The sequence below is a fragment of the Nocardiopsis sp. LDBS0036 genome, from assembly GCF_041228755.1.
Classification (GTDB): domain Bacteria; phylum Actinomycetota; class Actinomycetes; order Streptosporangiales; family Streptosporangiaceae; genus Nocardiopsis; species Nocardiopsis dassonvillei.
Window position 1 is genome coordinate 1,472,538 of sequence record NZ_CP141103.1, and the last position, 26,901, is coordinate 1,499,438.

The following is a 26,901-nucleotide window of genomic DNA, read 5'->3' on the forward strand; positions in this document are numbered from 1 at the left end:
GCATCCAACGGCACACCCCCGACGGACAACCCCAGCGGCACCCCGGGGCACAGGCGTAGGCACCCTTCCCTCACGCGGGCCACGGCCCCAGGAAGGTTCAGGGCCGGTCGGTAGCACACTTGTGAGGGCATGACCGAAAGGAGGGCGTCTCCTCCGCTTCCCCCGTTCCCGTCGGTTCCCTCCCCCCGCGATGTCCCGACGGCGGAAAGGACGCGGAACAACGAAGGACACCGAGCGGATATTCCCGGTGCAAAGGACGGAAAACGGTGGAAGTCGGGCCCGGGCGCAGCCGGTGCAGGCCCCGAAGAAGATCGCCGTTCCGCTATCGGTACGCGGCCGGGGGAAAGCCCGCCCCGGCCTCAGCGGTCTCCGGCCGGCGCCTGCGGGGCAGGCGTCGTCCGCCCCGCCGGGGAGGCCAGGAGCGCGAGACGGTCCGCGCTCTCCGGATGTGCGCGGTCGGGGTGGTAGATGACGAGCAGTTGCTCGTCGGTGTCGTCGATGGCGAGTTTGGACACGTTCAGGTCCATGGGGCCGACCCGGGGATGGTCGACGCGGACGAGGCCGCCGCGGGGTGGACGGACATCGTGACGTGCCCAGGCCCGCCGGAAGGCCTCACTCGCCAGGGACAGCTCCTCCACCAGTTGCGCGACTCGCGGATCGCGCGGATCCGTTCCCACACGCCTGCGGAACATCGCGACCATCTCCCGCCGGTCGAGGTACAGGTGGTTGTCCGTGTCGAGGAAGGCCGCGCGCAGCAGGTTCACGCCCGGCCTCAGCTCCGGGGAGAGCGCGCGTGCCAGAGGGTTGCTCGCGAGCACGTCCGCGTACCGCCCGGCGACGAACGCCGGTGCGTCGACCGTGCGGAGAAGGTCGAGGACCCGGGGAGCGAGGGTCTCCCCCCGACGGGGTTCACCACGCGAGGGCCGCGGAGCGGTGCCCAGTCCGAGCAGGTACTGGGTGGAGGGTCCGTCCAGTCGCAGCGCCCGCGCGATCGACCCGAGTACCTGGGCCGAGGGGTTGCGGTTACGTCCCTGCTCCAGCCGCAGGTAGTAGTCGGAGCTGATGCCCGCGAGCAGGGCGACCTCCTCGCGGCGCAGCCCGGGAACACGGCGGCGGGAGTCCTCGGGGAGGCCGACCGCCTGCGGGGTCACCAGCTCCCGTCGGGCACGCAGGTACTCACCCAACGGGTTCTGTCTGTCGGTTCCGCGTCCTGTCATCACCCCGGATGGTATCCGCCCGGACGGGGGGAGCGCCTGGTCCTGTCACTCCCAGGATGAAGGCGGCCTACCCGGGACTGGCGGCGATAGCGGATCGTCGCTGGGGAGCGCGGCGCACGCCGACAGGTACCCGCGCTCGGCCCGTATGTCCGACCCGAACAAGGGAGGTCCTCGTGTCCTCGGATCGCATCGCTCTGGTTACCGGAGCCAACCAAGGTATGGGCAAGCAGGTCGCGAAGGAGCTGACCGCCGACGGGGTGACCGTGTTCGTCGGTTCCCGCGACGCCGCCCGCGGCGAGGCGGCCGCCGCCGAGATCGGAGCCGGCGCGACCCCGCTCCAGCTCGACGTGACGGATCCTGAGTCGGTCGCCTCGGCGGCCCAGCGGCTCCGCGAGGAGGCCGGTCGGCTCGACCTCCTCGTCAACAACGCCGCCGTCTCCACCACTCGGCAGGGTGTCGACATGGCCGAACTGCGCTCCTTCGCAGCGGCGAGCGTGGTCCCGCTGGAGGAGGTGCGGGCTGTCTGGGAGGTGAACGTCTTCGGGCCTGTGGCGGTGTACCAGGCCGTGCTCCCGCTGCTCCGCCTGTCATCGGACGCACGCATCGTCAACGTCACGAGCGCGCTCGGTTCTCTGACGACCGTCACCGACCCGACTCTCCCCTACCACGCGCTCTTCGAGCCGGTCTACGCGGCGTCGAAGGCGGCGCTCAACGCCGTGACGGTGGCGATGATGGCCGAGCTCCGGGACTCCGGTGTCAAGGTCAACCTCGTTTCGCCGGGGTTCGCGAACACCTCGCTGGTCAACTTCGAGGGCACGGAGTCGGTCGAGGACGCCGCTCGTGAGATCGTGCGTGTCGCCCGGCTCGGGCCCGAAGGGCCCTCCGGCACCTTCACGACGTGGGAGGGAGCGAACCTCCCGTGGTGAGTCCACAGGGCTGATCCGTCAGCGCCGCGTGCTCTCAGCCGTACGGGCACGGCCCAGCGATGACAGGGTGCGACACCTGTCACACGGGACTTCTGGGGGCGTGGGCGGCGGGTTCCGGCGTTTCCCGGCGTTCCCAGACGGTATGCGGGGAGGGTTCGCCGAAGGGCCGCCGATGCGGGCCGGGCCCCATCGGCGGGTGCGGCGGAGTTCGATCACGCGGCGTTCGCGGCGGGCGGGGGCGCGCTGGGGTGAGCGGCGCGGGCGGCTGGAGGCGCCGTCCATCCCGGCCCTGGCCTTGGGCGCGGCAGCGGTCGGCCCGGCATTTGGCGGTGGACCGCGTGCGTGCGACCGTCAGCGGCGTCCGCCGCGCGTGCGCGGGTCGAACGAGCCGGGGACGTCGGCGTTGGCGTCATCGGCGGCGGAGAGACCGTGGACGGTGCGGACCACCCCGTCGGCGGCCTGCCTCTGCGCCACGGCGACGTAGTCGAGGAGCTGCCAGAGGATCTTCTCCGCCTCGCCCAGGGTCTCCTGCATCCGCTTCGAGTACTCCCCCTCGACCCCCCAGGGCGCCTCCTCGAAGGACGTGATCGCGTCGCGCGCGTCGGCCACCACCTCGTCCGTGAAGTCGGCGGCCTCGTAGACGAGCTTGTTGTGCCGCCCGATCCCGTCTACGTCGACGGAGAGCCGGCCGTGTGATGCGGACATCGTTCTCCTCCTGTTCGCTGTCTGATGGCTGCGGTCGGACCGTCACTCCAGGTCGCGCGGGGAGAAGCCCAGTGCGCGCAGGGTCTCCTCGACGTCCACCTCGCCGCGCAGCACGGCGGACGCGTCGACGCCTTCGGGGGAGGCGAAGTCGTACGCCTGCACGGCCCGCTCCGCCATCCGCCGCTGGGCGCGGGCGATCACCTCGACGATCGTAGCCGACAGCTCTGCGGCGGCCATGCCCCGGTACCCGTCGGTGTGGAACACGAGCCCGGCGAGGTCACCGGTCGCGTCGACCTCCGCGGTCACCAGCCGGTTCCTGGACGTGGCCTCCTCGGTCTCCGACTCCAGGCCCTCGCCCGCCTCCATGAGCTCCCTCAGTGTCGTATCGAGCCGCCGCAGTTCGGCTTCCATCTGCTCCCGTATCGGTGAACTCATGCCTTCAGGATCTCCTTCAAGGTTTTACTCAGGTCGTTCACGACAGGGACGGCCCGTGGAAGCGCGCTGCCGACGGCACTCCGGACGGCGGCCGGAACACCACCCGGCCCCGCTGTTGCGCGGCGGCGCCCCGGACACCCGCCGAGCACCGCCGGCGCGACCGCCCCGGGGCCGGGGGAAACCGACACGCCGGAGATCCGGTCTCGGTCACGCAGCCCAACGCGACAAAGGACACCGCACCGGCACGCCTTCCGAATGGGATGGAGAACTCCGTTCGCGGTCGGTTCCCACCCGGCCTCCCGAGTGGGCGGTGCCGCCCCGCCCCGGGAGGTCGGAGGCGCTCCCGGGCCGGCCCCGGCCAGCGATCCCGGTAGCCGTGGTCAGGCCGGGTCCCGACAGGAGGCCCTCCCCCGGCGACGCACACCTGAGAAAGGAACAGGAAAGCGATCACGGGCAACAGAACAGGGGAAGGAGGAAGGGTGGATCACCGCACGGGACCGGGCCGCCCCGGCGAATCATTCCCCTCCGCCCGACACAACAGGTACCGCACCGGGTGAGGTGAATGCAACCCGCGGAGTCGTGACTATACATAGGGGTCATCCCCCTCCGCATTCGGCACCCGATCGGAAAAGCCCGGAAACACGGACGCAACAAAATCCCGCGTCCGCACCCGCGGAACACCTCGAAACCAGAGGGGCGGGTTCCACTCCTGCGCGCGATGATGTTACCTTTACCCTCGCTTCAGATGCGCGTGGTGGGGAAAGGGGTCGGGAATGCTGTTCGACCCCCAGAAAATGGGTGACTCAGCACACGATTTCGTCAAAGTGGTGCTGGGCATCGACCTTCCCCGGGCCAGCGCACCGGCCATGCGCGCCGCTTCGGAGGTCTATGACCTCCTCGACAAGCAACTGCACGAGCTCTCCGACGTCATGGACACGACGCGCACCAACGTCCGGAGGCACTTCGGCGGAGCGGCCTCCGACTACTACAACCGCTCCCTGGCCGCCTTCACCAGCGGCGACAGGGACTACATCGGCAACGCGGCGAGCACGAGCCGCATGCTCTCGACCGAGCTGCGCAAGGCGGCGGCGAACGTCGACTACATGGTGGCGATGGTCTGGGTCCAGGTGGCCCAGCTCATCGCCGAGATCACCTGGGCCATCGCGACGGCCAAGTTCACCTTCGGCGCCTCCCTGAAGTGGATCCCGGTCTTCAAGGCGATCCGGAGCCTGGCCATCCGGCGTCTCATCGCCTGGTTCCTCGTCACCGTTCCGAGTCACCAGGTCGTCAGCCAGGTCTTCGCGAGCTTCGGCGCGCTGATCCAGCGCGTCCAGATCGCCAACGGCGACCGGGACGGGTTCGACAAGCGCTTGGCGCACGACGCGCACGTGGGGGCCGTGATCGAGGGGCTCGTCTCCGCCGGCATCTCCGGGGGTGTCGGAGCGTTCGTCAGCAGCGGTTTCGCGAACGCCTTCAGTCGCAGCATGGACGACCTGCGCGGTCTGCCGGACCCCGTGCCCCCGCCACAGGTCAAAAACGGCGTGCCGGACCCCGTGCCCCCGCCGAGCACGCTCAACGACGACCTCGCCGACCTCTTCACCCGCCACCGGGACGAGATGCTGGTCCCGTTCCACCCCAACTCCCCCACCGGGGCGCGCTCCTGGGACAACGCGGTCGAACAGAACGCGTTCCGCGCGGAGGTGGCGGACGTGTTCCAGCGCTCCTTCGCCGAACGCATGGGCGCCGACCAGGCGCGACGGCTGGGCGACGACTACGCCGACACCCTGATCCGCTCGTGGGGCGACCCGGACCTGGGCTCCCGGCTCTCCCGGACGATCGGCGACCGGTTGCCCCCGCCCCTGCGCGAGCACCTGTCCGACGTCCCGCAGAACCTCGCCGGAACACTGCACCAGAGCGCGCAGGGCTTCCTGCCCTACGTGCGGGGCCTGGGACTGGGCGCGGGGACCGGGGCCGCGGAGGGCTTCCTCAGCGAGGGCCTGGGCAGTCTCGCCAGCGGCCAGGGGTTCGTCGTCACCCCCTGGTCCGCCACGTCCGGCGCGACCATGAACACGGCCCACCAGCTGACCACCGACTCGGCGCTGGCGGGCATCGACGCGCTCAGCGGCCCCGGCGGCACCCTCCTTCCGCCCGACCTCCCCCCGCCCCCGGAGCCGGAGCGGCCCGACCGGGCCGAGGGGGACCCGGTACGGGGCGCGGCTCCCACGGTGTGGCCCGCCGCCGGAGACGGCGGTGGGAGGCCCACGTCCGCCGACGGTCCCGACGCCCCCGACACCACCGTCGTACCGCCCGTCGGCGTCGATGAGCCCGCCCCGGTACGGGGTGACGGAGACGGAACGCACGACGGCGGGGACGAAGCCCCGGCGAGCGGCACGGACGCGCACCGCCCCGGCGGCTCCCCGGCCGCCGGAGACCAGGGCGCCCCTGCGGCCCGGAGGCAGCAGGACCACGGCCCGGACGGGGCCGACGGCGCGGACGCGCACGGGCCCGGGAACCCCTCCGAGCGGGTCACCGGGACGCCGGAGACTCCGGCCGCCCGGGCTGCGCGGAACCACGACCCGGACGGGGCGGACCACACCGACGCCTACCGTCGAGGAGACACCCCCGGTCCGCTCACCGGTGATTATGACGCCACGGGAGCCGGGGCTTCCCGGGACCGGACCCCGGCGCCCCCGCACGAGGAGGGAACCGAGGTCCCCCCACCGGCCCCGGCCGCCGTGACGCCCCCGGTCGGCGCCGACCGCGCCGCGCCGCCGCAGGGTACGGCTCCCCCGGGCCGCCCGTCCGGCGAGGCGGGCCAGCCGTCCCGCCCGGGAGCACAGGAGACGACGCGGTCCGATCCGGAACCGGCCCCCGCCGGAGAGGCCGGTCCCGAGCGGAACGACTCCCCCTCCCCCGTCACCGCGGAGTCCCCCGACCCGGCCGACATCCGGGAGATCGCGGCCCCGCCGACGGCCGCCCCCTCCGGGAGCGCGTCCCCGTACTCGTTCGACGCCTCGCTGAACCCCGTCGACGGCGTCCCGGACACCCCGGGCGAAGCCGACGACAACTCCTCCCTCGGCGACACGGACTCCGACGCGTCGTCGCTGTTCGACGACGCCGCCTCCGAAACGTCGAGTCTGGACACCGCGTGGTCGGACGCCGAGGACGCGCCGCCCGTCGAGGCCGCCGCCTCGCACCCGGCCGTGAAGGACGCGAAGGCTCCGGAGGGCGTTCCCGGCATCCCGGACGCGGCTCCCGGGTCCGGCCTCCTGGCCTTCCCCGTGACCGAGAGCGGTCCGGCGGGGCGCGTTCCCAGCGCTCCCGCCCTCTCGGACGGACCGGTCCCGGAGACCGTGCGCACCGACCCGCAGACACCCCCGCCCGGTGCGGCCGTCCCCTCCGCGGACCGCCACGACGCCATCCGGAGCACCGGGGACGCCGATGCGACCGGAGGGTCCGGAACCGGACGTGACACCGTCCGCGACCAGGGCGGCGACGGTGCTCCTCCGGCCCGCTCCGGCACCGGTCCCACACCGTCCGAGGAGGACTCGCCCGGGAGCGCGCCCCCGGAGACGGACAGCGGCGAGTCGGCACCCGCCGCCGACCCCGCGGACGCACGAGCCGATCGCGCCGCGGACCTGGTCGCGCAGGCCCGACGGCACCTGGATGACGGGGACGTCGCGCGGGCGCGGGCGGTGGGCGCGGACATCCAGAACCTGCTCGCCCCGCGGCCCGACGACGGCTCCCCGCAGAACCCCTCCGTGCGCAGGGCCCGCACCCTGGCGCTCGGGCTGGTCTTCACCCTGTCCGACCCGGCGAACCCGCGGGTTCCCGCCGCCCCGGACGCCTTCCCTGCGGACAAGGCCGAGGACGCCGCCACACTCCTGGGGGGCGTCGAACGCAACCTCCGGGACCGCCACGACCCGGCGCGTGCACGGCTCTGGCTCCCGGGCGGCAGCCTGACCACGCAGTACGTCCGCGACACCCTGCCCTCCGCTCCTTGGGCGAGCGCGACGCGGAACAGCGGGGCGCCGGTAGCGGGCTCTGGGGACGCCGCGCGCGCCGCCGAGGCCACGACGTCCGACACGGCCGAGGGCACGCCGGCCCCCACGCGGAGCGCGGACGCGGACGCGCCTGCGGCACCGCCCGCTCCCGGACCCGAGCGCGCGGCGGACAGCGGCTCCCCCACCCCCGCGAAGACGCGCACCGACCCCGCCGTCTCCGGGATCGACCCGAGGGCCGACGCCCGCGCCGCGTCGGTCCTGGACCGCCTGCCCGAACTCACCCGGGCCCTCGCGGACAACGACGTCCCCCGGGCGCGGGCGCTGGGCGCCGAGTTCTGGAGATCACTGCGACCGGTCGGCGGTCCGGTCCCGGAGAACCGCTCCATCCGCGAGGCGCGCACGCTGGCGCAGGCACTGGTGTACGTCCTCTCCGACCCCTCCGACAGGCGCGTCCCGCTGAGCGGCGAGTCCGTCCCTCCCGGACGCGTCCGGGACGCCGAGGTCCTGGCCCGCGGTATCGGCCGCCACCTCCGGGACCGCCACGACCCGGTCCGCGCCCGGCTCTGGCTGCCCGGCGGGCGGCTCACGACGGACTACGTCCGCTACGCGATGCAGGACCCCGCGGACCGGGGCCCCTCCCCCTACGGCGCACCGGCCCCGGTGACGACCGTGAACACGGCGCTGGTGGACGGCGACGGAGACGCACCGGCCCCGCAGGGACGGTCCGGGGAATCGTCGACGCCGGACCGGACCGGGGACCCCGGACCGCGCGCGACGGACGCGGACACCGAGACCCCGCCGGCCCCGCTCTCCCCCTCCGAGGCCGAAACCGTGGCGCAGCGGGCCCGCGAGACGGCGGAGAACGCCCTGGGCCTGGCGCGCGGGGCCGCGGACCGGGTGTCCGCGGCGGCCCGGACGGCGGCCGACGCCGCCACCGGGACCGCGGACGCCGTGACCGCCGCCGAACAGGCCGCCCGGGCGCGCGAGGAGACCGCCCGCGCGGCCGGAGCGGCGCGGGACGCGGCGCGCCTGGCCGCCGAGGCCGCCCGCGCGACGTCCGCCGCCCTCGACCGTGCCGAGCAGGCGGTCCGGGAGACGGCTCCGGACACGGACGCCCACCGCGCCGCCGCCGACGCCGAGGCCGCCGTCCGCGCCCGTCACGAGGAGACGGTGCGGCTGTGGGAGGGGGCGCAGCGCCACGCGCGGGACGCCGACGCCGCGTTCCGCGACGCCGCCGCGACCGCGGACGGCGCCCTGACGGCCGTCTCCAGCCGCGTCGCCGGGGAAGCCGAGCGGACCGCGGCCGCGACCGAGCGCGCAACCACCGGAGCCGCCAACGCCCTGCGCGTCACGCGCGAGGCCGCGGACCGGGCCGCGCGGGCGGCGCGGGACGCGGCCGACGCGGACGACACCGCGGCCGCCGTCACCGCGGCGGAACAGGCCGTGCGGGAACGGGACACCGCCGCCAACGGGGCCGGATCGGTGCGGTTGGCCGCGGACCAGGCCGAGGGGTTCGCCGGTCGGACCGCCGCGTCGGTCGCGCTGGCGGAGCGGATCGCCCGGGCGGCCGCCCCCGGCACGGACGCCCACCGCACCGTCACGGGCGACGAGGCGGCCGTCCGGTCCGGTCGCGACCGGGCGGACCGGCAGCGGGCCGAGGCGCGGGCGCGCGTGGAGGAGGCCGCCACCGCACGCCACGACTCCACCACCGCGGCCGTGGAAGCCCTCACCGCGGCCGCGCACCGCGCGGCGTCCGACTCCGCCGGTACCCGGATGGCGGCCGACGACGCCTACCGGCGGTCCGGGATCGCGCGGAACCGGCTCGCGCGGGCGGAGGACGCCGTCCGGACCGCGGTCCTGGCCGACACCGCGAGCCCCCGCCGTCCGCAGGAGTCCCGGGACGCGGTCCGGCGCCTCACCGATGCCGTCGGTGAGGCGCGGGAGGCCGCGGACTCCGCGCTGCGGGCGCGTACCGACGCGGAGGCCTCCGCGGGGTCCGCGCGCGTCGCCGGCACCGCCGCCGCCCTGGACTCCCTGGGCCGGGCGTCCGCCGCGCTGCGTTCAGCCCCGGACAGCGCCCATCCGGCGGCCACGCGGGTCGAGGCGGACCTGCGGCGGACGGACGCACTGGTGGGGGGCGCCCGCGACCTGCTCGGACGCACCGCGCAGGACCTCGCCGACGCCCGGCGCCACGCGCAGGACACCGTGCTCTCGGCCGAACGCGCCGAGGCGCTGCTCCCCTCGGACCTGCCGTCGGCGTCCCGCCTGCGCGAGAAGACGGACGCCCGGTACGACCTGGACTACCTCGTCACCTCGCGGCTGAGCGGCCCCGACCGCCTGTTCACCAGGGCGGTCCACCAAGCGGTCGCGGGCATCGTCGGACAGCGGATCGCCGACCCGCCGCCCGATCTCCCCCGGCTGGTGGACGCGGCCCTGAACCGGGTGGCGCACGAACACGGCATGTCCGCCTTCTTCGCGCCCGGGGGCCGGGAGATCACCGTCACCGATCCCGGGGCGGACGGCGCCGTCCCCAGGTCCTGGACCGTCCGGGTCTCGCTGGCGTCCGAGGACCCCGCCGGGTACCGGCACCTGGACGTCGAGCACCGGAAGTCGGGAGCGCCCCTGGAGTCCCGGGAGGAGGAGCGCAGCCGCTCCGCCACCACCGGGGGCTCATCGTCCTACGACCCGCGCCGTATCCTCGCGGCGCGTTTCACGGGAAGCCCGCTGCTGCTCGGCGACGTCACCGGGTCCGCGGCGGGACCGTGGGTGACGGCCGGCGGCAGCTTCTCCCGCGGGCAGCGCGCGGCGTCCCACGGCGGGACGACCACCGCCGCCTCCAAGATCGAGTACACGACCTTCGCCAAGCCCGAGTTCTACGCCAACGACCTGCGAGTGTGGGCCGAGGTGACCGCGCGGCCGGAAGGGGACGGGACGGCGCCCGCCGCGGGCGGAACCAGCGGGAGGGACACCGGTGAGGCCCCTGCGCCCGCCGTGGACCTCCCCGTCGGCTCCTCGGTGATCCGTGACGGCATGGTGTTCACCCTGGCCGGCGAGGTCCAGGGGCGGCCCGACGGGATGCCGGGACGCATCGACCTCGCCCCGGGCGCCGGGGAGGGGGACGGCCCCGGCCGCCGGCCCCGCAACCTCGGCCCGACGGGCGGTCTGCCCATCGCCGTCCACAGCGTCACGCCGAACGCCCCGGACGGGAGGGGCCCGGCGCACACCGACCTGGGCTCCTGGGTCGCCGACTACCTGGTTTCCGACGCCTACCGGCTGAACAGGGAGGCGACCAGCGAGAACACCGCGGTCCAGTGGATGAAGGACCTCACCGGGCCGGGCACCGGCCAGGACATCGCGCGGTGGCAGCACGAGATTCGACACGTCCTCGACAACGACTCCTTCCAGGAGTACCTCCCCCACCTGGACCGGGGTCCGGTCACCGTGAGCGCCTCCCACCCCCGCCTGGGCGAGGTGATGATGGAGTTCTCCGCGAGGCCGCGCGACTACCGGATCAAGGACCACAGCCCGCTGATCGACGACGCGACCTTCAAGGAGAGCGTCAAGGACGGCACCAGCCTCACCCAGAGCCGCAACACGAGCTTCACCCTGACGGGGGGGACCGGTTTCGGCCTGGTGGCCGAGCTCCCCTCCGGAGGAACCCTGCGTGTCAACGCCCCCCATGTGGAGGCCACCTGGTGGCAGTCGCTGCACTCCGAGAGCCACAACGCCTCCGGCTCGGGCGAGCACCGGTCCCTCAGCCGCTACGTCTCCTCCACGGAGAGGTTCGCCGCCTACGAGGCTTCCCACGACCTGTTCGTCCACGTCCAGGGCGAGGCGGCGCCCCACCACTTCACCGTCACCGGTGTGGAGCTGCTCCCCGGCGAGACCGCGGGCCGGCTGGACCGGGCGGCACGGGGCGAGGGGCCCGCCGACAGCGGGGGCGAGGGCGAGCGGCGCCCGCCCTTCCCGCACCTGGACACCGAAAACCCCGTCCACTTCCGGGGGTCCCACTTCCTCGGCCTGGAGTGGAGCTCTCCCGCCCCCGGCGACGGGAGCGACGGGGACTCCGACGGCTCCCGGGGGACCGGGGCCCCGGACACCTCCGGGGCATCGGCACCGCCGGTCACGTCGGACGACCGGCGCGGCGTCCTGGACCGGTACCTGGACGACGTGCTGGCCGGGATCGCACGCGAGCACCCTGGCCTGGTCATCCCCGAACTGGCCCGCGACCGGAACACCTACGCCCGCAGGCCCGGACGGGAGGAGGCCTCCTACTTCGAGCGTTCGTTCCGTGAGCGCTGGGGGTTCCGCCGCTCCTACGACACCGCCTACAAGAACACGATGCTGGTGCGCGACACCCTCCAGAGCACCCTGGGCAAGGACGGCCTCGAAAGGCTCGCCCGCCCCGGGGAGGGCCTGCCCGTCCGGCTCCGGGAGTCGGCGACGGTGGACCCGACCCTGATGGCGAGGCTGAAGGAGTTCCTCCGCCCGAACACGGTCACCGTCCGGCTGCACGCGGAGTTCGGCCGGCTGTCCCACGACGGGAAGAGCACCGCCGAGACGGGCCTTCGGGTGCGCGGCACCGCCTCGGCCTCCACCGAGTCCGCGACCGGGAGCGCGTTCACCCTCGCCGTCTCCGCGGGTTCGGGCATGGTGCGCTCGGCCGAGGGCGACGCCCGCGGGTTCGCCCGGCTGCTCGGCGGGTTCATGGCCTCGATGGGCTGGAACCGGGTCGACCACTTCGACGCGGCGTACGGCCTGGAGCACAAGTCCGACGCCCGCCTGTTCTTCCCCGAGGGCTCGGACCGGTGGAGCGGCGAGGTGGTGCTCAGCGCCCGCCTGCACGACCACGACGCCGATGAGCAGGCCCGCGGCACCAGCCGGGGGACGGACCTGCTGGACAGGCCCATCAAGGCCGCCTACTCCGTGGTCACGCCCACCACCGTCGGCGACAACCTGGTCTCCGCGCGGCCGGAACCGGGGCAGGCCGACCGGGAGCGGTCGGAACTGACCCCCGAAGAGGCCCGGGAGATGCTCGACCCCCGTCCGGGGCGCCGCGACTCCCCCGGGGAGGACGCCCCGGGCGCCGAGGACGGGGCCGCGCCGTCCGAGGGGACCGCCCGGACCTCCGGGGCGGAGGGGGAGGCCCCCGCCGACCCGCCGACCGACAACACGCGTGTCCTGCTGGACCACGGCGCGATCATCGAGCACGTCAACCCCCTGCTCCGGGAGGCGGGCGACACGGGACCGGGCCGCAACCTCCTGCGCCGCACCCTCGACGTGTTCTCCCGTCCGCGCCGGTTCTGGTCGGACGGGGGGCGGATGAAGCTCTCCTCCTTCCTGGACGGCGTCGGCGGATCGGCCCTCCTCGCCAACCTCGTGTCCCCCACCGCGGTGGCCTCCGATCCCGCCTCCTTCACGGAGTCGGGCCGCCGCAGGCGGATCGAGATGCGGGGCACCTGGCTGTCCCCCAACGACATGCGGGCCACCGGGGTCACCAAGGTCACGGTCGGCGAGATCATCGACCTGAGGCTGACCAAGGCACAGGTCACCGTCCAGGCCGAGACGTCGTCGACGGCGTCCGCCGCCGTCACCAGGATCAGCGGCTTCTTCGCCCGCTTCACGGGCTTCGCCGGTGGGACCACCAACTCCATCGAGGAGGGCGGGGCCGAATCCGGCGCCGACCGGTCCACCGCCGACGGCATCATCCCCATGGCCGGTCCCTCCCACATCAGGAGCTTCCTCCGCCGCGGCGAGACGACGGACTCCGGGGTCTCCTCCGCCTCGGGGCTCCTCCTGCTGCCCAAGGCGGCGGCCGTCTACGCCTTCACCGCCGCGGGCGCGATCGCGCAGGCGTGGGAGTTCAAGAAGCACCGCGGCCTCAACCTCCCCAACTGGTGGACCCACAGGTACGCCGGGTGGAGGGCCCGGGTCGACGACCTCGTCTCGGGCTACATCACCGCCCGCGACGCCGAACAGGCCGGCGTCATCACCGACGCCGTGACCCACGGGGACGACGGCGCGCCCGAACCCTCGACCCAGGCCAACCCCGTACCACCGCCCCACGCCCGCGTCCGCGCCGGATTCGACAGCGCGGGCAGGCAGGCCCTCCCCGTCGACCCGGCCCGCGCCGTGGACGCGCTGGAGACGAGGCTTCGCGCCCACGGGCTCACCCTCAGCCGCGGGGGCAAGGAGCGCCTGCTCGTGACCCTCTCCGAGCAGCTGGGGACCGCGACGGACGCGCTCCCGCCCGTTCCCGTCAACGTGGTGTCGACGGACCGCAACGCCCACTTCTCCAAGCCCGCGCGGGTCCTGGTGAAGTTGGACAGGACCAACCCCCGGGTGGACTACGTCACCTCGGCCGCCGCCACCGTCGAGGCCCACTCCTGGCAGGCCGAGCACTCGCACGAGGACTCCCGGCAGGCCTCGCACACCACGGGCCTGGACTTCGTCCCCTGGCAGCCCAGCGGCACGAACGGCGGCAGCGACCGGCCGCCGGACAGCAGCCTCCTCTTCGTCTCGCCCGCCGCGGGGGCCGGTGGAACCCGGAACGCGTCCGAGGGGTTGTCCTCGTCCGCGGAGACCACCCACACCATCGTGATGGAGTCCTCCGGCCCCTACGTGAAGATGACGGAGGACGCGTCCCTGACCCTGACCATCGAGGTCGACGGCGACGGGCTCGTGCCCACCGCGGGGGTCAGGCGGGGGGAGAGGGCGCCGTACCTGGAGTACAAGTCGCCGGTGGTGGAGACGGCGACGGTGGACGGAGGACGGATACGCACCTTCCACCTGGGTTCGTCGCTGGACTTCACCCCGCCCGCGGCGCCCGCCGCACCGCTGGACACGGTGCCCGCGCCTCCCACCGCCACCCCCCACGCGGGCGACACCCTCGCGGGCGCCCTCACCACCGCCACCGGGGAGCTCGCCCCGCCGCCGGACGCGCTGCGCGACGCCGTCATCATGCCCACCGCCGTCCACGGACCCGACCTGCGCGACACCGCGCTGCGGACCGTCGCCGCGTCGCTCGGCTGGGAGCCCCCGGCCGCCCCCGACTTCGGAGGCGACCCGACCGCCGAGCAGCTCGACCAGCTCCGCGCCCACCACGCCCGCGCCACCGACGACGCCCGCCGCCACATCGCCGACCGCCTCGAACTCGACCCCCGCTACACCCCCATCGACAACTCCCTCAACCCCGTGGCCCTCAAGGGCCTCCTCTCGCACAACCTCGGCCGCCCCTCCGGTACCGACATCCTGCGGATCGGGCGCACCCAGTGGCGTGTCGCCGCCACCCCCGACTTCACCGGCGCCCGTATCGTCACCGCGCGCCCCGACGCCAGGCTCGTCCACAAGGAGGCCGAAGGGCGGAGCGTCTCCCACAGCCGCTCCCAGGGCGGCGGAACCACCGCCACCACGGCCTTCCGGCCCACCGGCCACCACACCGTGGACCCCGACGACAACGACCGCAACGCCTACCTCACCGGCTCCGGGGAGGCCACGGCGCGCACCATCACCGGTGACTCGCCCACGGGCGACGGCCTGGCCAGCGGAGAGCCCTCCGACATGGAGCGCCAGCGGCTCGGCACCGCCTACCTGGTGGAGTTCGACACCACCTGGACCACCGGCGCCCGAACCGAGGAGAAGGCGTTCTTCGGTGGCACCGTCCCCCGGCAGTTCACCTCCCACCACACCAACAGGACCAGCGCCTGGATCTCCCGGAGCGACGCCGTAGCCCTGGGCGTCCTCACCTCCGAACAGGCAGACGCCGCCGAAGCGCCCATCACCGCCGAGTACGACGCCGCCAAGGCCATGGCCGACGCCGAGGCCGCCTACACCGAGCAGCGCGCCAAACTCCCCGCACTGGTCAAGGCCTACCTCGACGCGTACAAGGCCCACGCCGCCGACCCCACACCCGCGAACCGCGCGGCCCTCGACGACGCCCGCACCGCCTACGGAACCCAGACCACCGCCTACCGGACAGCCCTGGGCGCCTACAACGACGCCGTGACTGCCTGGACCACCGCGACCAACGCCACCGCCGCCCACCTCGCCGATATCACCCCGCCCGACGCCCCGCCGCCGGCGGCCCCCCGTTCCACACCCAGCGCGCCGCTGGAGGAGCAGCTCCGCCCGGTGTTCGGCCTCACGCCCCGGGAGGCTCCGGCCGCGCCCGACCCGAGCGGCACGACGACGGAACCGGACTCGCGCACCCCGGCCCCCGCGGCCGGGCCGCCGCACCCGGGGACCACCTCCCGCACGACCGTCTTCGCCATGACCGACATCGCCGGAGAGGTGCGGGATCCGGACGGGGACGGCACCGGGATGAGCGGCGCCGACCTCGCCTCCCTTGCCCGCGGACTGGGGCTGACGGACACCGACGACCCCGCCGTGTCCGGGACGATCCGCCGACTGCCCACCGGCGCCGAAACCGACCGCTACGGCACCCTCCTGCACGACCCCGCCTACAACCCCAACACCTTCGACGCCCTCCCCACCGCGACCCAGGACGCCGTCTCCGCCTACACCCGCTCCTCCTGGCTCAACCGCTTCGCTCGCCTGAACCCGCTCGACGAAGCGACCGTGCAGGCCGAACTGGACCGCATCCGCGACCAGAGCCGACCCCACCCCGGATGGCAGGTCTACGAGATCGGCGACGGCCGCTGGCCCGACCTCACGCAACTACGAGAAGCCGCGCAGCGGGGCGGGCTGAGCCCCGAGCAGCAGCGGATCGTGCGAGGCGTCCTGGACAACCCCTATCCGCAGGCCGCACTGGACAACCTCCAGGTAAGCTCCGGAAACGCGGGCCGGATCGCCGAATCCCTCGCCCTGCACGGGGAACCGGCGCACTTCCCCGACGCCCCGGAAGTCCTGGCGCTGCTCCGGCGCCTGGACCGCGCCACCGGCCACCCCTTCCCCGAGGGCTTCGAAGCCGTGCACGGCATGTACCACCACCAGCACCTACTGGGCGAGGGCAGCACCGACCCCCACACCCTCGCGGGAACCACACACGTCGAACAGGGCTACCTGTCGGTCTCCCTGGGGACCGTCCCCTCCGCGGCGGGCGGCTCCCCCGTCGACCTGATGCGGCTGACCGTGCCGCACGGCTCCCACGGGCTGTGGGTCGGCGACCGCAGCCAACACCCCGGCGAACGCGAGGTGATCCTCGCCCGGGGGACCCGCTACCAGATCACCGCGGTCGAACCCTGGGGGCGCGGCTACCTCTTCCACGCCCGGATCCTGCCTCCCACCCACGACGACGGGCCCACCACCACGGCCCCGGCCTGGACGGGCCAGGCGCTGGAGCGCATCGACCAGGCCCTGAACGCGAATGACACGGCAGCGGCCCTGACCGGGATACACCAGGCGGCGCAACGCCTCACCGCTGACCTGGCCTCCACTCTCCGGGATGCCGACGGCCCCGACCCGACCACGGTGATCGACCGCCTCGAAGGGCTGCGAGACGCGGCCGAGCACCTGGCGGACCGGGCCGGGGAGATCGCCGACACCGCCCCCGAAGCGGTCACCGCCGCGGTCGCTCTGGCCGCGGACCTGGCCGCCGCCGCGCAGAGCGTGGCCGCGCGCGCTGGCGCCGACGCGGCCGCGGCCCGCGACGCGATCCCCGAACCGTCCGAGGTCGACCCCGAGAACCCGGACCGGATCACCGACGCCGCACGCGAGCGCGACACGGCCCTGACCCGGGCCGGGGAGGCCGACACCGCCCGCCAAAACGCCGAACGCGCCGCCCACATCGCCTACGAGGCCGCCGACACCGCCGCCCGCACCGCCGGGGACGGGGTCCGGGTCGAGGAGGCCCGCGCGGCCGCCCAGAGGGCGGACGCCCATCGCCGCGACGCAACGGCGGCCGCCCAGGACGCGGCCGACCGGCACGAGAGCCTGACCCGTACCGTCAACGTGGCCGCGAACATCGCCGTCGGTATCGCGCTCGGCGACGCGGCCTCCTCCCGCGACGACGCCGCCGCGCGGGCGGCCGCCCTGGACCGGGCCCGGTCCATCGCCGACCTGACCCCTCCGGGCTCCGTCGCGCGCGCGAGGCTGGACATGCGCATGAACATGCCGGGGTTCTCCGGCCCGTTCGGCTCCAACAACCCCGTCGTCATGGCCGTGACCGACATCGCCGGGCAGGTGCGGGACCCCGACGGGGAGGGCACCGGGATGAGCGGCGCCGACCTCGACTCCCTGGCCCGCGGCCTGGGGCTGACCGGCACCGATGACACGGAGCCGAACCCGGCGAAGGCGTCCGGCCCCGCGACCGGCACACCCCCCAGCGCCCCGGCGGACTCGCTCCTGGACACGTTCCACAGCGCCCTGAACACGCAGACCCCGCCCGGCCGGAGCGGACCGGTGACCGGTGAGGAGTCCTCCGACCCCGGGACCGCGCCGTCCCCGCGGCCGGTCCCGACCCGGTCCGCGCCCGAGCCGAACACGGGCGACGAGACCACCGTGTTCCTGATGGAGACGGCCGACGAGGACCCGGCCGAGGAGGGCGGACGCCTCCCCGAACCCGGCTGGACGCGCGAGCGCGAGGACCGGATGGCCGACCTCCTGGGGCTGGAGGACCCGGCCGCCCGCGCCGCGGAGCTCGACGATCCGGGCACCAACCCGCACACCTTCGACGCGCTGCCCCGGGAGCAGCGCGAGGCCGTCGTCGCGCAGGCGGCAAGCGGCTGGCTGTCGTCCCTCACATGGATCCCCTCACTGGACACCGACTCCGTCCAGAACAGGCTGGAGGACCTGACGTACGACGCGGGCGACAACGCGAGCGGTGACGACCTCAACGGCTGGCCGCTCTACGAGAAGAACGGGAACCGGTGGCCGACGCTCACCGAGATCCGGGAGATCCACTCCGACGGCGGGTCCACCCGCACCTTCGACCGGCTCGTCAACGACATCTTCAGGGCGCCCGACCCCGGCCGACGGCTGCGCCACTGGTACGACAACGCGGACGACGCCGGAGCCCTGGCCAAGGCCGCCGGCGGCGCCTACCCGACGGCCGACGAGGTCCTGGACACCCTGCGCATCCTGGACGCCGCGACCGACCGCCCGCTTCCCGGCCCCGTGGAGGTGACCTTCGCGCTGAGCGGGGACGAAGGCCTCCACGGACTCGTCGGATACGTCGAGGGCGACCCCTCCTCGCTGGTCGGCACCGAGCAGCGGGAGGCGGGGTACCTGCGCACCTCGCTGGACCGCTCACCGGCCACCGTAGACGACACCGCGGCCCTGGTCCGCCTGACCGTGCCCGAGGGTGGGCGCGGCCTGTGGATCGGCGACCGGGCGGACGCCTCCGACCCGTACACGCTCCTCCTCACCCGCGGCACCGGCTACCGCGTCACCGGCGTCACGGAGTCGGACGGGATCGTGGAGATCACCGCCGTGGCCCTGCCCGCGGAACCGCGACCGGTGGCCGCACCCCCGGCGGAGCCCGCCGCCGTCCACGACGACGCGGGCCACGGAGGCGACGACACCGGCGACGGCACGGAATCGGACACCTCGGACACGGATTCGGACGCCTCGGACGCGGACACCGACGGCAGGGGCACCCTCGACGAGGACGGCATCCGCCGCTTCGACTCGCCCGGGGAGGTCGACGGGCAGGACCGGTGGCTCCAGGACCCGGCGAACAACCCCCACGCCTTCGACACCCTCACCCCCGACCAGCAAGGGATGGTCGACGTCTACACCAGGTCGGCCTGGATCACCCGTGTCGCCCGCATCCGGCCCTTCCTGCCCCAGACCGTCGCGCGGCAGCTGATGGAGTGGCGCTCCCAGTCCCGGGCCGAGGCCGCCGACCCCGACACGGCGCAGACGGCCCACGGCTGGGACCTGTACGAGGCCAACGGACTGGCCTGGCCGTCCGTGGAACGGCTGCGCCAGATCGCGGCCTCCCCGCGGCCGCTGCCCCCGCGGACCCGGGGGCTCATCCGATACATCCTCGACGCCCCCGACCCCCGTGCCGAACTCGACCACTGGTTCCACAACGCCGGTTACGCGGGGGTCATCGCCCGGCTCAACGGAGGCGTCTACCCCGACGCCGCCGCGACCCGGCGGCTGTTCCGCCTCCTGGACGGCGCGGTGGACCGCCCGCTGCCCGAGGGCATGGCCGTGTCCCGCGGCATGCAGTCGATCGACCACCTCCTGCGCACGACCGGGGGCGCGGACCCCCGACTGCTGGTGGGCACCGTCCACACCGAACCCGGCTACATGTCCACCACCCTGGGCGACTCCCCGTTCAAGACGGACTCGGGCGGATTCCCCTTCCTGCTGCGCCTGGACGTGCCCCAGGGGAGCCGCGGCCTCTGGATCGGTACGCGCAGCCACGACCCGGAGCAGATGGAGCTCACCCTCGGCCGCGGCACCACGTACCGCATCACCGGCGTCCAGGACGGGATCGACCCCGAATCCGGCGGCCCGCAGACAGTGCTCACCGCGACCGTGGTCGTCCTGCCGAGGGCGGTGCCCGACCTCTTCTCGGAGGGGAGCACGGGCGAGGACGGCGTCCGCAGGTTCTGGAACCCGGAGGAGGCCCACTGGTACGGTCACCGCCTCCACGACCCGGCGCACAACCCGTACGCCGTCAACGCGCTCCCCCGGGCGCGGCACGACCTCGCCCGCGCCCTCAGCGCGCTCGCGGGCGGGTTCGACCTCACCCGAACGGACCCGGACGGCGCCCGGGAACTGCTGGACTCCCTGCGCGCGGCGAGCCGTGTCACCCCGGCCTCCACCCCGGCGGACCGGCAGCGGAACCTCGGGTGGGAGCTGTACGAGGCGAACGGCCTCACCTGGCCCTCCCCCGACCGGCTGCTCCAGCTCCTGCCCGTGGAGCAGGGGCGCAACCCGGCGCGGGCGCGGTTCATCACCGACATCCTCAGGCACGGCCCCCAGGAGGCGGCACGCAGGCTCGGCGGGCTGTACAACACGGCCGGGGCCGCCGGGGTCCTGGCCCGCGCGAACGGGGGCGCCTACCCCTCGCCCGAGAGGCTGCTGGACATGCTGGCCTCCTATGAGGACGCCGTCCGCCGTCCGCTGCCCGAGGCGGTCGAGAGCACCTGGTACCTGGGCCACGCGGCGGCGCGGGAGCAGTTGCGCGGATTCGACCCGCGCGACCCCTCCGCGCTGACCGGGACCGAGCAGACCACCCGGGGGTACACCGCGGTCGCGCTCAACCCGCGGCCGACCGGACCGGGCGACGGGGCGGCCGCGGTCGTCCGCCTCGTCCTGCCGTCGGGGGCGCACGGGCTCTGGCTGGGCGACGCGGGCCCCCGCCCCCAGAACCAGGAGGTCGTCCTCCCGCCGGGGACCGCGTTCCGGATCGACTCCGTGGACGCGTCCGGCGGCCTCCCCGTGATCACCGCGCGGGTGCACGCGCCGACGGGCGGCGCCCCCGCTCCCACGGTGGCGGACGGCGCCCCCGCACCCGCGGTGGTGGGCGCGCCGCCCGCCGCCGAGGCCGCGCCCGGCGGGACGAACGACGCCGCCGGCGGGCCGGACGCGCTCCGCGCCGGGCACGGGCCCGGCGACGGACGGGGGTACGTCGACGGGAACGGGATCCGCAGGTTCCGCACCGAGGAGGAACTCGACGCCTACGACCTGTGGCTCCACGACCCGGCCAACAACCCGCACGCCTTCGACGCCCTGGACTCCGAGCACCGGGACCGGGTCATCGGCTACACGATCGAGGGCTGGCTCAACACCGTGGCCCGGGAGTCCATGAACGCGGACCAGGTGGCGATCGTGCTGGACCTGATGCGCCAGGACACCGTCGCGGCGTTCGAGACCAACCCCATGGGCTCGCGCGGCTGGGAGCTGTACGAGATGAACGGCCTCGCGTGGCCGACCCTGGACCGGCTGCGGGAACTCCTGGCGCAGGGGCGCGTTCCGGAGAGGGCCGAGGGCTTCGTCCGGTACATCCTGGACGCGCAGGACCCGCAGGAGGAACTCGACCACTGGTACGTGCACGCCGGTGAGGCCGGGGAGATCGCCAGGTCGAGCGGCGACGTGTTCCCGACCCCCGAACGCGCGCTCGAACACCTGCGGACCCTGACGGAGGCCATCGACAGGCCCCTGCCCGAGGGGATCGAGGTGATCCGCGGCCTGGAGGAACTGGACCACCTCGAAGGCTTCGACGGCAAGGACCCCTACTCCCTCGTGGGGACCGTCCACACCGAGCGCGGGTTCATGTCCACGTCGCTGGGGAACGAGCTCGCCGGGGTCACGGCCAGGTACGCCCACGCGGTGCACCTGGTCCTCCCCCGCGGTTCCCGGGGCCTCTGGATCGGTTCGAAGAGCAGGTACCCCGGAGAGCGCGAACTGATCCTCCCCGCGGGTACGACCTACCGGATCACCCGGGCGGGCTGGGGAGGCTCCCGCGGGCTGGAGGGCCTGTACATCGAGGCCGAGGTGATCGTGCCGCCGCGGCCGGATGCCGACCCGGCCCCGCCGCGGGTCGAGGAGTCCGCCGACCTGCACGTGTTCACCGTGGAGACCGACACGGACGCCACCGTCACCGATGCCGACGAACCCGGCCTCGGCGCGGACGAGGAGGCCGGGCTGGCGGCGCTCCTGGGACTGGAGGACTCCGGGCACGAGAGCGCCGACGACGCCTACGACGACGCCTACGACGACCGCCCCCTCCTCGACCGCTACGACTCCGACGACGACGCCTACGACGACCGCCCCCTCCTCGACCGCTACGACTCCGACGACGACACGCCGACGGCCTCGGCCGCGCGCACCGACCGGACCCCGCTCGACCGCACGGACGACGGCGACACCGCGGTCGCGGCCCCCGAGACGAGCGGCGGGGAGGCCCGCGTCTTCCGCACCCGGGAGGAGCTGGACGCCTACGCGGAGCGGATGGACGACCTGGACGGCGCCCCGCACACCTACGGCGCCCTCCCGCCGGAGCTGCGCGCCCTCATCGGCGCGCACACCGCGAACCCCTGGCTCAGCGAACTCGCCCGGCTCGCGGCCTCCGACCCGGCGTTGGTCCAGGACCGGCTCGACCGGTGGAGCAGGACCAGCCTGGAGAAGGCCGCCGACCCGGACCGTCCCAACGGGTGGGTGCTCTACGAGGCGAACGGCCTGTCGTGGCCCCCGCTCGAACGGGTGCGGGAACTGTACGCCGAGGGAGGCCGCTCCCCGGCGTTCGCGGCGATCGCGGCGGACGTCTTCGGGTCGTCCGAGCCGCGGGCGCGGCTGGACCACTGGTACGAGAACGCGGACGAGGCGGGGGAGATCGCCCGGGCCAACGGCGGCGTCTACCCCACCGGGGACAGGGCCCTGGAGATCATCCGGGACATGGACGCGGCCGTGGACCGGCCCCTGCCCGGCCCGATCGCGGTGTCCTTCGCGTTGGATGTCGACCGGGACCTCGCCGAACTCGACGGATACGACTGGGACGACCTGACCGCCGTGGTGGGCAGGGACCAGCGCGAGCGGGGATACGCCACCGTCTCCCTGGGCGACTCGCCCTTCACCGCCGCGCCGCGCGACACCGTGGCGGTCGTCCGCATGGTCCTCCCCGAAGACGCCCGGGGCCTGTGGGTCGGCGACCGGGGCGCGACGGGCGACCGGTACGCGCTGGTCCTGCCCCGGGACTTCGGCTACCGCGTCACCGACGTCCGGATCACCGACGACGGGATGGAGATCGACGCCGAGCCGGTCCCCCCGGACATGTCGGCGCGGGAGCCGTCGGCGGAGGACCGGGACGACGACTCGGACGCCTCCACGGTCGTCGACGAGGGGACGCGCCTTCCGGCGGGCGACGGCCGCGGACACGTCGGCGACGACGGATACCGGCGCTTCCGCTCCCTGGACGAACTGAACGCCTACGACCGGTGGCTCCACGACCCGGCCAACAACCCCCATGCCTTCGACACCCTGCCCGCCGACCGGCAAGGGATGGTCGACGCCTACACCAGGTCCGCCTGGATCACCCGGCTGGCCCGGATCCGGCCCCTGTCCCCGGCCGGTGTGGCGAGCCAGCTGGAACTGGTGCGGGCCGGGGCCCGGCACGAGGCCGGGCGGGCGGCGACCGTGGCGACCGCCCACGGCTGGGACCTGTACGAGGCCAACGGGCTCACCTGGCCCACCCTCGACCGGCTGCGCGAGATCCGGGCGAACCCGGACGGCCTCCCCCCGCGCACCGCCGGACTCGTCGACTACGTCCTCACCGCACGCGACCCCGCCGCGGAGCTGCGCCACTGGTTCCACAACGCCGGGTACGCCGGGGTCATCGCCCGCCACAACGGCGGGACCTATCCCGACGTGGACCGCGTCCTGGAACTCTTCCGCCTCCTCGACGACGCCGTCGACCGCCCCCTGCCCGAAGGCCTGGTCGTCTCCCGTGGCATGCATTCCATCGACCACCTGCTGCACGCGGTGGGCGGGTACGCCGCCAACGACCTCGAAGGCACGGTCCACACCGAGCCCGGGTACATGTCCACCACCCTGGGCGACCAGCCCTTCAAGACCGACTCCGCCCCCTTCCGCTACCTCCTGCGGCTCAACGTCCCCCAGGGAGCGCACGGCCTCTGGATCGGCTCCCGCAGCCACGATCCCGGGCAGCGCGAACTCACCCTCGCCCGCGGTTCCACCTACCGGATCACCGGTGTCCGGGACGCGTTCGACCCGAACACGGGCGGGGTCGTGACCGTGCTCTCCGCGGAGGTGGTCCTGGGTCCGGAGCCCTTCGCGGACCCGCTCTCGGACGGACGGGTGGACGCGTCCGGTGTCCGGCGGTTCCGAACGCCCGCCGAGGCCGACTGGTACGCGCACCGGGCCGCGCGCGCGGAGCGCGGTATGCCGGTACTGGACACCCTCCCCGCGGAGGCGCGCCGCGTCGTCGCCGCGTTCTCGGACACCCCGTGGCTCGCGGACCTGGCGCTGGTGCCCCCGGACGACATGCGGACGCAACTCGACCGGTTGCGCTCGATGAGCCGTATCGAGCGGCCCTCGGTCGTGGACCCCCACGGCCGCAGCGGCTGGGAGGTCTACGAGGCCAACGGCCTCGCCTGGCCCACCCCGGAGCGGCTGCGGGAGATCGTGGACGCCGCGGAGGAGGGGGTTCCCAGGACGCACTTCCTGCGGACGGTCCTCACGCTGGGGCGACCCGAGGACCGGCTGGCCGAGCTGTACCGCAGGAGCGGTGCGGCCGGGGCGCTGGCCGCGGCCAACGGGGGGACCTACCCCTCCGCCGAGGGTGTGCGGGAACTGCTCGGGACCTACGACGAAGCGGTGGGGCGCCCGCTCCCCGGGGCGATCGAGACGACGTGGGTCCTGCCCCACACCCGCGGCCTCCGGTTCCCGGAGGGGTACGACGAGGGGGATCCCTCCGGCCTCGTGGGCACGGTCCAGAGCAGTCCGGGTTACACCACGGTCTCCGTGAACCCGGAACCGGTGGGCCCGGGACACCCCGCGGCGACCGTCCGGCTGACCCTTCCCGAGGGCGCGCACGGGCTCTGGCTGGGGACGCAGGGCCCGCGGCCGTCGAACCACGAGATCGTCCTGCCCCGAGGCATGTCCTATCGCGTCACCGGCGCGGAGAGGACCGCCCAGGGCCTGCTGCTGTCCGCCGAGGCCATCCTTCCGGAACAGGCCGGCGCCGCGTCCGGGGCCCGGCCGCCGACCGTGGAGGACGCCCCTCCCGCGACCGGCGGGACCGGGCAGGACACGGCCGCTCCCGGCGGGGAGGAGGAACACACGGCCCACACCGACGCCTCCGCGGACACCTCCGTCGCCGGGACCGGGCTCCCGGTCGGCACCGTTCCCGCCGACGACGGCAGGGGGTACGTCGACGACCGGGGCGTGCGGCGGTTCCGCTCCGTGGAGGAGACCGACGCCTACGGCCGCTGGCTCCACGATCCGGCGAACAACCCGCACGCCTTCGACACCCTCCACGAACGGCAGCGCGAGGACGTGCGCGGGTACACGGCCGACGGATGGCTCAACGCGGTCGTCCGCGACGACCTCCCGGCCGAACGGGTCCAGGACGCCCTGGACAGGGTGCGCGAGTCGACCCGCCTCCAGGTCCGCACGGATCCGATGGCGGCCCGCGGCTGGAGCCTGTACGAGCTGAACGGCCTGTCCTGGCCCACCGTCGAACGCCTTCGCGAACTCCTGGCGCGGGACCTGGTCCCCGGACACACCGCGGGCTTCGTCGGGTACATCCTCGACGCGCCGGACCCGGAGGCGGAACTGGCGGGCTGGTACGCGAACGCGGGCGGGGCCGGTACCGTGGCGCGGTCCAACGGGGGCGTGTTCCCCACCGCGGCCGATGTGGCCGCGTCCCTGGGCCGCCTCGACCGAGCCGTCGACCGCCCCCTGCCCGAGACTGTCGAGATGGTCCGCGGCCTGTCCGACGTCGCGTTCCTCGACGGGTTCCGGGACATGGACCCCTACTCCCTGGTGGGCACCGTCCAGACCGAGCCCGGTTTCATGTCCGTGTCGCTGGGCAACCGGCTGGCCGGGCACCACAAGGCCGAATCCCGGCACGTCGTCCACCTGACCGTGCCCGCGGGCAGCCGCGGCCTGTGGATCGGCGAGAGGAGCGACTACCCGGAGGAGCGCGAGGTCGTCCTCGCCCGGGGCACCACCTACCGGATCACCCGCGCGGGCTGGGGCGGATCGTTCGGACTGCCGGGGTTCCACATCGAGGCCGAGGTGGTGGTCCCGCAGCGGCCGGAGACCGCTCCGGCCCCGGAACAGCAGGCGGGGGACACCTCGGACCTCCAGGTGTTCAGCGTGCAGACCAGCACGTACACCACCGTGACCGACCCCGAAGCGGCAGGACTCGGCGACAGCACCGAAACCTTCCTGACCGCGCTCCTGGGGCTGGACGCCGCCGCCGGAACCGATGCCGCGGCCTCCGGGGGAGGTCCCGCCGGGCCGGACCTGCCCGACGACCGACCCGGACACGTCGGCCCCGACGGCGTGCGCCGGTTCGCCACCGACGGCGACGGCGCGGGGTACGGGAAGCTCGTCCTCGGCGGCCGGTTCCCGTCCCTGACCGCGGAGCAGCAGAACTCCGCCCGGGCCTACACGAAGAACGCGCAGTTCTACAACGACTTCTCCCGGCACGCCAGCCCCGAGTCCGAGGTCCTTCGGCTCAGCGAGCACCGGTTCTTCGGCGCGTGGGTCGAGAAGTGGTTCGGCGGGCACACCCCGTCCAAGGAGAACGCGGAGGAGACCTGGGACCTCCTGCGCGAGGGGATGGACATGCTGGACCGGGCCGTGGAGCCGGTTCCGGAGGCGGTCGAGGTACGGCGCTCGGTGTTCGACGTGGGCTTCATGGCCCCGCCGGGGCGGCCCTTCCACGACGCCACGGACCTGATCGGCACGGAGTTCGTCGAACGGGGCTTCCTCTCGGGGTCGCTGGGGGCCGAGACCGTGAACCGGACCGCCGCCTACCAGTTCCACCTGGCCGTGCCCGCGGGGCACCCGGCCCTGTGGATCGGCGACGACAGCGTGCACCGCTCCGAGCGGGAACTCCTCCTGCCGCGCGGAACGCGCTTCAGGATCGACGACGCGCTCCAGGACCCCGACACCGGGCAGTGGACCCTGCGGGTCACCGTGCTGCCGTTCACACCGCGACCGTGACGA

Annotated in this window: 5 protein-coding genes and 1 pseudogene; 2 read left to right on the forward strand and 4 right to left on the reverse strand. The window is 74.3% G+C overall.

The annotated features are described in order from the left end of the window. Positions 1-359 precede the first annotated feature (359 nt). Entirely contained in the window at positions 360-1,217 is an 858-nt protein-coding gene (locus UIS43_RS06230) for a helix-turn-helix domain-containing protein (RefSeq protein ID WP_370012735.1), read from the reverse strand. A gap of 173 nt (positions 1,218-1,390) precedes the next feature. On the opposite strand from UIS43_RS06230, the gene UIS43_RS06235 reads away from it, so the two are divergent. Beyond that, positions 1,391-2,143, forward strand: coding sequence for an SDR family NAD(P)-dependent oxidoreductase (locus tag UIS43_RS06235; RefSeq protein ID WP_013153548.1), 753 nt, complete (start codon positions 1,391-1,393; stop codon positions 2,141-2,143). Between the two features lie 168 nt (positions 2,144-2,311). Here UIS43_RS06235 and UIS43_RS06240 read toward each other — a convergent pair. From UIS43_RS06240 to UIS43_RS06250, 3 genes and pseudogenes are all read right to left on the reverse strand, one after another. Beyond that, positions 2,312-2,431: pseudogene (locus UIS43_RS06240) on the reverse strand (IS481 family transposase); the annotation flags it as partial. Between the two features lie 63 nt (positions 2,432-2,494). Further along, entirely contained in the window at positions 2,495-2,848 is a 354-nt protein-coding gene (locus UIS43_RS06245) for a hypothetical protein (RefSeq protein WP_013153549.1), read from the reverse strand. A gap of 42 nt (positions 2,849-2,890) precedes the next feature. Next, the gene (locus UIS43_RS06250; protein ID WP_013153550.1) at positions 2,891-3,283 is read right to left on the reverse strand and encodes a hypothetical protein; all 393 of its coding nucleotides are present in this window, start codon (positions 3,281-3,283) and stop codon (positions 2,891-2,893) included. Positions 3,284-4,077: 794 nt separating this feature from the next. Here UIS43_RS06250 and UIS43_RS06255 point away from each other — a divergent pair. Further along, the gene (locus tag UIS43_RS06255) at positions 4,078-26,898 is read left to right on the forward strand and encodes an ADP-ribosyltransferase (RefSeq protein WP_370012738.1); all 22,821 of its coding nucleotides are present in this window, start codon (positions 4,078-4,080) and stop codon (positions 26,896-26,898) included. Positions 26,899-26,901 lie beyond the last annotated feature (3 nt).